The sequence below is a fragment of the Citrobacter sp. VF227 genome (assembly GCF_052950715.1).
This window is the reverse complement of sequence record NZ_JBRFVF010000549.1, coordinates 1-443: the sequence shown is the minus strand read 5'-3', so window position 1 is coordinate 443 and position 443 is coordinate 1. Positions and strand designations below refer to the sequence as shown.

Here is a 443-nt window from a genome sequence, read left to right as displayed (position 1 = left end):
GCCGGATTACCGTGGCAGCTTAACTTCACGGCTTTAACGTTCTCTTTACCCCAGCTTTTGGCGACGGCGGCGTCAAATGCGCCACGGCTGACGGCTTTACCGTAGTTGCCTGCCAGGAACTTGCCAGCTTCACTGTTTTTAACCTCATTATTCAGCCGTACCATCGTGCCGAAGTACGCGTCGGGGCCAAAACCGAAACAGGCGCCATGTTTGGCATACTCGTAACGCTCCAGACAGGATCTCCCACCGGCGCCGGGCATTACGGCGCTGAGCTTTGCCGCGCTTCCCAGACAAAGTCCCGTTTCAGGTGCCGCTCATTTACGGCTTGCGCGCGCTTCAGGTAGGTTGGGAATTGGTCGCGTCGCGCAGCCAAAACGCATCCAGCGGCGGTTGTCGACTCCACGGGCGGCGATAGACTTTGGTAGGCTGGCCCATTAACCGCG

The 443-nt window shown here is 58.7% G+C and carries 1 pseudogene; it reads right to left on the bottom strand.

Annotated elements, in window-relative coordinates:
- Positions 1 to 434 (bottom strand): annotated as a pseudogene (locus ACU8YC_RS27790) (ribonuclease I); the annotation flags it as partial.
- Positions 435 to 443 lie beyond the last annotated feature (9 nt).